General features: G+C 67.3%; 7 protein-coding genes. 5 read left to right on the top strand and 2 right to left on the bottom strand.

The window, feature by feature from the left end; translation table 11 throughout:
• Together ACRDUX_RS24000 and mmsB are read left to right on the top strand one after the other, a co-directional pair.
• The coding region (locus ACRDUX_RS24000) for an acyl-CoA dehydrogenase family protein (RefSeq protein ID WP_526417205.1) at positions 1–1,128 on the top strand (1,128 nt) is incomplete at its 5' end.
• A 26-nt stretch (positions 1,129–1,154) separates the two neighbouring features.
• Complete coding sequence (gene mmsB, locus ACRDUX_RS23995) at positions 1,155–2,039, top strand: 3-hydroxyisobutyrate dehydrogenase (protein WP_526417207.1); 885 nt, start codon at positions 1,155–1,157, stop codon at positions 2,037–2,039.
• Here the strand turns inward: mmsB and ACRDUX_RS23990 are convergent.
• Positions 2,025–2,804, bottom strand: coding sequence for an HAD hydrolase-like protein (locus ACRDUX_RS23990; protein WP_526417203.1), 780 nt, complete (start codon positions 2,802–2,804; stop codon positions 2,025–2,027). The two genes, mmsB and ACRDUX_RS23990, sit on opposite strands and share 15 nt — an antisense overlap.
• Before the next feature lie 113 nt (positions 2,805–2,917).
• Between ACRDUX_RS23990 and ACRDUX_RS23985 the strand changes: the two genes are divergently transcribed.
• The gene (locus ACRDUX_RS23985; protein ID WP_526417201.1) at positions 2,918–3,571 is read left to right on the top strand and encodes a response regulator transcription factor; all 654 of its coding nucleotides are present in this window, start codon (positions 2,918–2,920) and stop codon (positions 3,569–3,571) included.
• A complete protein-coding gene (locus ACRDUX_RS23980) occupies positions 3,568–4,800 on the top strand; it encodes a GAF domain-containing sensor histidine kinase (protein ID WP_526417199.1) in 1,233 nt (410 codons plus the stop codon). Before ACRDUX_RS23985 ends, ACRDUX_RS23980 begins: the two co-directional genes overlap by 4 nt.
• Before the next feature lie 3 nt (positions 4,801–4,803).
• Here the strand turns inward: ACRDUX_RS23980 and ACRDUX_RS23975 are convergent, their stop codons facing one another.
• Positions 4,804–5,292: a MarR family winged helix-turn-helix transcriptional regulator gene (locus ACRDUX_RS23975; RefSeq protein ID WP_526417197.1), complete on the bottom strand. Its 489-nt coding sequence runs from the start codon at positions 5,290–5,292 to the stop codon at positions 4,804–4,806.
• Positions 5,293–5,389: 97 nt separating this feature from the next.
• Here ACRDUX_RS23975 and ACRDUX_RS23970 point away from each other — a divergent pair, with 97 nt between their 5' ends.
• Positions 5,390–6,103: an NmrA family NAD(P)-binding protein gene (locus ACRDUX_RS23970; protein ID WP_526417195.1), complete on the top strand. Its 714-nt coding sequence runs from the start codon at positions 5,390–5,392 to the stop codon at positions 6,101–6,103.
• Positions 6,104–6,181: the final 78 nt, after the last annotated feature.

The raw sequence follows: 6,181 nt of genomic DNA, 5'->3' as shown, positions 1-6,181 counted from the left end.
GCCGAGACGGCCGCCGCGTTCGCCGAGAAGCGACTCGCGCCCTTCGCGTTGGAATGGGATGCCGCCAAGCATTTTCCGGTCGACGAGATGCGCGAGGCGGCCGAACTCGGCATGGCCGCCATCTACTGCCAGGAGGACGCGGGTGGCAGCGGGCTGCGACGCCTCGACGGGGTTCGGATCTTCGAGCAGCTCGCCGTGGCAGATCCGACGGTGGCCGCGTTTCTGTCGATCCACAACATGTGTACGTGGATGGTCGATACCTACGGCACCGCCGAGCAGCGCAAGAGTCTGGTGCCGCGGCTGGCGTCGATGGAGCTGATCGCCAGTTACTGTCTCACCGAGCCCGGTGCCGGTTCGGACGCAGGTGCCCTGCGCACCAAAGCCGTTCGAGACGGCGACCATTACGTGCTCGACGGCGTCAAGCAGTTCATCTCCGGTGCAGGCGCGTCCGACGTGTACGTCGTGATGGCCAGGACCGGTGGTGACGGGCCACGCGGCATCTCGGCGTTCGTCGTCGAGAAGGACACGCCCGGAGTCAGTTTCGGCGCCTATGAGTACAAGATGGGCTGGAACGCACAGCCCACCGCACAGGTGGTGTTCGAGGGCGCCCGGGTACCGGTCGACGCGATGCTGGGCGGCGCCGACGGCAAGGGCACCGGCTTCGGCATCGCGATGAACGGGCTCAACGGTGGCCGCATCAACATCGCCGCGTGCTCGCTCGGGGGTGCGCAGGCCGCCTACGACAAGGCCGTCGCCTATCTCGCCGACCGCGAGGCGTTCGGCATGACACTGCTCGACGAACCAACCATCCGCTTCACCCTTGCCGATATGGCGACCACCCTGGAGTCATCGCGAAACCTGTTGTGGCGCGCCGCATCGGCACTGGACGACAATCACCCCGACAAGGTGGAGCTGTGCGCGATGGCCAAGCGCTACGTCACCGACGCCTGTTACGGCGTGGCCGACCAGGCGCTGCAACTTCACGGTGGCTACGGATATCTGAGTGAGTACGGCCTCGAGAAGATCGTCCGCGATCTGCGCGTGCATCGCATTCTCGAGGGAACGAACGAAATCATGCGTGTGGTGATCGGGCGGGCAGAAGCCGCTCGAGCCCGCGCGTCGGCGTAACACCGGAAGGACAGTCAATGACGTCACTGGCGACGATCGCGTTCTTGGGACTTGGCAACATGGGCGGCCCGATGGCGGCCAACCTCGTCGTGGCCGGACATCCGGTGCGCGGCTTCGACCTGGTGCCCGCACTGAAGGCCGCTGCAGAGGGCAAGGGCGCCAAGGTCTTCGACAGCGGCGCCGAGGCCGTTGCGGAGGCGGACGTGGTGATCACCTCGCTGCCCAACGGCGCCATCGTCAAGGCCTGCTACGGCGAGGTTCTGCCCGCTGCCAAGCCGGGCACGCTGTTCATCGACACCTCCACCATCTCGGTCGACGACGCGCGTGCCATCAACGCCGAGGCCGCCGAACGCGGTTTCGCGCAGATCGACGCGCCGGTGTCCGGCGGTGTCAAGGGTGCCACCGCTGGCACGTTGGCCTTCATGGTCGGCGGCGACGACGCCGCCGTCGAGCGGGCCAGACCCGTACTGGAACCGATGGCGGGAAAAATCATTCACTGCGGCGGCTCTGGAAACGGCCAGAGTGCCAAGCTATGCAACAACATGGTGCTGGCCGTGCAGCAGATCGCCGTTGGCGAGGCGTTCGTGCTGGCCGAAAAGCTCGGGCTCTCGGCGCAGTCACTGTTCGACGTGATCACCGGCGCCACGGGCAACTGCTGGTCGGTGCACACGAATTGCCCTGTGCCTGGACCGGTTCCAACGTCGCCCGCAAACAACGACTTCAAGCCGGGCTTTGCGACGGCGCTGATGAACAAGGACCTTGGGCTGGCGATGGCCGCGGTGGACTCGACAGGATCGACCGCCCCACTGGGCAGCCACGCCGCGGAGATCTACGCTGAGTTCATCAAGTCCGATCCGACCTACGCCGGCAGGGACTTCAGCGCCGTCATCGAGCTCTTACGCGGCAGCTGACCCGTTGCCACTCGCCCACAATCGGCCCTGCAGCCGTTGGCAGTCGGCGACGCGCAGACCGTCATAGTCGGCGCGCGCCCCTGCCGCGTCGGGGTCGACGAGCACCCCGGCCAGACCCACCGCCGAGGCGATCCGCAAACCGGCAGTCGAGCCGGTGAACGCCAGCGAATCACGGGCGTTGGCGCCCATCTCCGTCAACGCCAGGTGGTAGGCGTCGCGGCTCGGCATGGTCTTGACGACGTCGTCGGCGGTGACGATCGTCTGCACCAGACCATCGCCGACCAGTTGCCGCACCAGCGGTTCGACCCATTGCCTGCGGCCGTCGCCGACGATCCCGACGGCTACCCCTGCGGTGAACGCATCGGTCATCAGCTCGGTGAGACCGGTCCGTGGCGCCAGGTCGGCGTCGAGCATCATCTCGTCGACCATCATCGACTTCGTCGCACAGATCTCGTCGACCAGGAGCTTGGCGAGCACGTCGCACTCGGTACAGATGCCCCGCGCCCGCAGTTCGGCCGCGACACGCTGACGTTCATCGCTGAGCGCGAGCAGCTTGCGGTAACGCTGGACCGACCACTGCAGGCCCAGCCCGTGCGCGGCGAAGGCCGCGTTGAACGCATGCCGATGACCACCGCATTCGACGTCGGTCAGGGCCTCGAGGTCGAAGATCAGCGCCTGCAGCCCGCGCTCGCCGGCATGGCTGGGCCGAGACGAGTCCCACCAGAACCGGCCCGCCCGCCATGTTCCCTGCTCCATGGTCGACATTCATCAAGGGTGGTCCACGTCACATCCGAGCACCTCCCCCATCCGGGGGATTGAACCGGCCAAGTTGGGCTGCCTGCCGGAATGCCGGTCCTATCCGGTCCTATGGTTGTGTCATGGCACCCGTGCGGCTCGTGCTGGTGGACGACCACGAGATGGTCATCGAGGGGCTCAAGGCCATGTTGGCGTCCTTCGGCGACCGCGTCGAAGTGGTCGGCCAGGCCGTCGGGGCCGAGCGGGCCATCAAGGTGATCGCCGACCTGAACCCCGACGTCGTCCTCTGCGACGTGCGGATGCAAGGCTCCAGCGGCCTCGATCTGTGCGCGGCGCTGCGCGACCGCGATCCGTCTCGCAAGGTCGTCATGCTCTCGGTCTACGACGACGAGCAGTACCTGTTTCAGGCGCTGCGGGTCGGGGCGGCGGGCTACCTCTTGAAGAGCATCAGCAGCGACGAGTTGGTCCGGCAGCTGGAGTTCGCCCACAGCGGTGAGACGGCGATCGACCCGGGGATGGCGGCACGGGCCGTGGACACCGCTGCCCGGTTGCAACGCGACGAATTCTGGCCCGGCGCGAGGCAGGGCCTCACCCAGCGTGAGAGCGAGATCCTGTCCTACGTCGTCAACGGCCTCTCCAACCGCGGCATCGCCACCAAACTGGTGATCGGCGATGAGACCGTGAAGACCCACCTGAGCTCCATCTATCGCAAGCTCGGCGTCGGGGACCGCACGGGAGCGGTGGCGACGGCCCTGAGGGAGGGCATCTACCGATGACTGGGGAAATTGCGCCGACGCACCAGCCGAACGCGGTGCGCGACCTCGTCGACGCCGACCGGGAGCTCGCACTTCTGCGCGAGTTGATCCAGGCCGCCTCGAGCGGGCCGGGTGTCGAGCCGCTGGCCGAGGCCGCGGCGCGCATGATCACGGCGGCCACGGGCACCGACGTCTGTTTCGTGCACGTGCTCGACGACGCCGAGCGCTCGCTCACGCTGACGGGTGCGACGCCGCCATTCGACAGCCAGGTCGGCAAGATCCGACTCCCGTTGGGGCAGGGCGTGTCCGGTTGGGTGGCCCGGGTGCGCCAACCGGTGGTCATCATCCACGACAAGGAGAACGACCCCCGCTACCGGCCGTTCGAATCGCTGCGTGGATCGGATTTCACGTCGATGGTGTCGGTGCCGATGGAGACGGAACCCGGTGGCCTGGTGGGCGTCCTCAACGTCCACACCGTCGAGCGCCGCGAGTTCACCGATCGCGACGTCGAATTGCTCCTGGTGATCGGGAGGCTCATCGCGGGCGCCATGCACCAGGCCCGGCTGCACCGCCAGCTCGTCGCCCGCGAGCGCGCCCACGAGAACTTCGTCGAGCAGGTCATCGAAGCGCAGGAGCTCGAACGCCGGCGGCTGGCCGGCGACATCCACGACGGCATCTCGCAGCGGCTGGTGACGCTGTCCTACCGGCTGGACGCGGCCGCAAGGGCGGTCGGCGAGGATCCCGGTGCGGTCGCCAAACAGTTGGGCATGGCAAGGGAATTGGTGGACCTCACGCTTCAGGAGGCGCGCGCCGCGATCGGCGGGCTGCGACCGCCGGTTCTCGACGACCTCGGCCTCGCGGGCGGGCTGGCCAGCCTGGCCAGGTCCATCCCCCAGGTCGACATCGACGTCGACCTGGCCGATGCCCGACTTCCCGACCACATCGAGATCGCGTTGTATCGCATTGCGCAGGAGTGCCTGCAGAACGTCGTCAAGCACGCCAAGGCCACCAACGCAAGCCTGACCTTCTCGGTGGGCGACGACTCGGCTCGGCTCGAAATCGTCGACAACGGAACCGGTTTCGACACCTTCGAGCATCCGCTGGGTGGCGACGAGATGGGCGGCTACGGGCTGCTGTCGATGGCCGAGCGCGCCGAGATCGTCGGCGGGCGGCTGAACATCCGCTCGCGACCGGGATCGGGGACGGCGGTCACCGCGACGATCCCGCTGCCATCCCTACCCACCGAGTGAGCCTCAGTAACCCCGGACCTCGAGAGGACAGTCGTCGCGCAGGTGTCCTTCGATCGCGGCGATGACGTCGTCGGAGGCCTCGCGCAGCACGGCGAGACGTTCGGGCCCCAAGACGTCGATGAAGAATTCGCGGACGCGGGCGGCGTTGGCCGGCGCCGAAGATTCGATGGCTTCGCGGCCCGCTTCGGTGAGCACGACGTCCGGATAGCGCGCCTCGGAGTCCTCTCGACGGACCAGTCCGCGTTTCTCCATCCGGCTGAGGTGATGAGACAGTCGGCTCTTCTCCCAGAGCGTGGCCTGGCCCAGCTCGAAGGCACGCATCCGCGCGCCCGGCGCCTCGGAGAGGTTGACGAGAACCTCGAAGTCCGAATCCGACAGACCGAACTCGCGCTGCAGGTGCCGCGCCAGGTGCCGTTCCAGCCGGTGGCGCATCTCCACGAAGCTGCGCCATGCCGCCTGTTCGTCATCGTCGAGCTGCGCTCCGTCGACCATGCCATGGACTCTAACGCATCGAGTTGACATATCAACCCAATCGGCTACTGTCGATGGCATCAGGTTGACATATCAACCCCCGATGATGGGAGAAGTCATGACGGACCAGAAGCTGATAGCCGTAGTCGGAGCCACCGGATCACAGGGCGGCGGCCTGGTGCGGGGCATCCTGGAGGACCCCGACCGGGAATTCAGGGTGCGGGCCCTCACCCGCAGTGCCCGGTCGGCGAAGGCCCGCGAGCTCGCCGCCGCAGGTGCCGAGGTGATCGAAGCCGACCTCGACGACGGACCGAGCATGCGCAGAGCGTTCGAGGGCGCCGACGGCGCGTTCGTCGTCACCAATTACTGGGTCGAACGCACCCCGCAGGAAGAAGCCGAGCGAACCCGTGCCGCAATGGAACTCACGCAGGCGGACACCGCCGCCCTCGCCGCCAAGCAGGCCGGCGTCGGCCACGTGATCTGGTCCACCCTCGAAGACACCAGGGACGTCTTCGGAACCGGCGACCGGGTGCCGAGTGTCGACGAGCGTTACAAGGTGCCGCACTTCGACGCCAAGGCCGAAGCGGATGCCCTGTTCCGTGAATACGACGTCCCGACGACGTTCCTGCGCACCACCTTCTTCTTCGAGGGGTTCGCCGGTGGTCTTGGTCCGTCACGGGGCGACGACGGCACGCTGGCTCTGACGCTGCCGATGGCGGACCAGAAACTGTCGGGGATCGCCGTGGGAGACATCGGTAGGACGGCGCTGGGCATCTTCCGGCGCGGCGCGGAGTTCATCGGCAGAACGGTCGCATCGCGGGCGATCACCTGACCGGTGAGCAGTACGCGTCGGCGCTCAGCGATGCCGTCGGCGAGCCGGTCGCCTACCGACCGATCGGCTGGGACGACT

The sequence above is a fragment of the Mycobacterium sp. genome (genome assembly GCF_050701675.1).
Classification (GTDB): Bacteria; Actinomycetota; Actinomycetes; order Mycobacteriales; family Mycobacteriaceae; genus Mycobacterium.
This window is presented reverse-complemented; position numbering and strand designations above follow the sequence as displayed.